This window comes from Mucilaginibacter angelicae (genome assembly GCF_042434235.1).
GTDB classification, from domain to species: Bacteria; Bacteroidota; Bacteroidia; order Sphingobacteriales; family Sphingobacteriaceae; genus Mucilaginibacter; species Mucilaginibacter angelicae.
In genome coordinates this window covers 1-1,387 of sequence record NZ_JBHLTS010000043.1, presented here as the reverse complement: position 1 = coordinate 1,387, position 1,387 = coordinate 1, and the positions used below count along the sequence as shown (strand labels likewise).

Here is a 1,387-nt window from a genome sequence, read left to right as displayed (position 1 = left end):
GGCCGCGTTAGATTCTGTGTTGATATGCAAAAGTTATTTTTTTATTTTTGTGTCTTAGGCGGCTTTATGTTAGCCTGTTTAGGGCAGTCCTTCTATTGAGGTGACTGCTCTAACTATTTTGGTCTATCCGGGCGTTCTGTTGCAGGTAATCCTTTTCGAAAGGTTTGTTGGTTTTGTATATAGTGTAGACCATTTCCAACAATTTTCTTTGTACAGCTACAGTACCTTTCATTTTCACGCTGTTTCGGGATACGATCCTGACGAATATTGCTTTATATCTTTCTGAATATCTTATGGCCGCTAAAGCAGGCAAATGCATGGCTTTTCTCAAATGCTTGTTTCCTCTTTTAGATATCCGGGGTTTTCCCTTAACTGATGAGCCGGATTCTTTTTCCCTGACATCGAGCCCGGCGTAACTGGTCAGCTGCTTTTTGCTTCTGATCAGTTCAAAACCATTTGTTTCAGCTAAGATCACGGCGGCCGTTAGTAAGCCGATTCCGGGAATAGTGGTAATGGTAGCCAGTGTTTGTTTTAATTCCGGGTCCTGTGCCACAGCTGTTCTTATCTCAGATAGTATTTCTTTAAGCTGTGCGCCTATCATCTTTATCCTGTCCTGCATTCTGCGGATAGTATCTTCACCGGGAAAAGCTTCGGACTGTTCAGCATGGAGCTGGTTCTTGATCATGGTTCTTTCGGCAATAAGCTGCTCTCTTTCACGGGTTATCTGCCGTAAGTTCCTGAAGACTCTTTTAGGTTGCACCCAGTTATCCAGCTTCTTTTCAAGTCCGAACATGGTTATAGCAGCGGACATTGATTTATCGGTAATTGTTTTGATCTCCAGTGTCCTGAAGAAGTTTGATATCTTGTTCGGCATGATGATACTTACAGCATATCCTTTGCCGGCCAGGTAATAAGCAAAACGCTCGTGGTATATGCCCGTAGCTTCCATCACATACCTTAACGGATATTCAGCAATGGTATGCTTGTTTACCCAGGCTTCCATGCTCAAAAAGCCTTTCTCATTATTCGAAAAAGTCTTGTTGGCGTAAACTGTAGTAACTGCGTTCTCATCCATTTTTCCTAAGGAGACAACGAGTTCTTTTTGAGCCACATCGATGCCTGCCACCTGTTTTAATAATCTGCTTGCCATTTATAAAAGTTTAAAACTTCTATAAGTGAAAACCTTTCTTCGTTTTTCCTCCTGTTGGTTATCCTGGATATACTGCCTGGCTGTATTCCTTACATTCTGTTCAAACTCAAAAAAGTAAAAGAGTGAGGCTATATCTAACGCTCAACATGCTCAAGGCTGTTTGGGATTGCTGTGCTCTCACTCTTTTCACTCATAAAATCATTACAATAATATTAAATGTAAACATAGGAGGGATTG

The 1,387-nt window shown here is 41.4% G+C and carries 1 protein-coding gene; it reads right to left on the bottom strand.

Going from position 1 to position 1,387, the window contains the following annotated elements:
- Positions 1-109 precede the first annotated feature (109 nt).
- On the bottom strand, positions 110-1,150 hold the full coding sequence (locus tag ACFFGT_RS19210; protein WP_377024136.1) for an IS110 family RNA-guided transposase: 1,041 nt from the start codon (positions 1,148-1,150) through the stop codon (positions 110-112).
- Positions 1,151-1,387 lie beyond the last annotated feature (237 nt).

Excerpts from the sequence above, each read along its gene's own strand:
- ACFFGT_RS19210 (WP_377024136.1), bottom strand. The coding sequence starts at position 1,150 with ATGGCAAGCAGATTATTAAAACAGGTGGCAGGCATCGATGTGGCTCAA.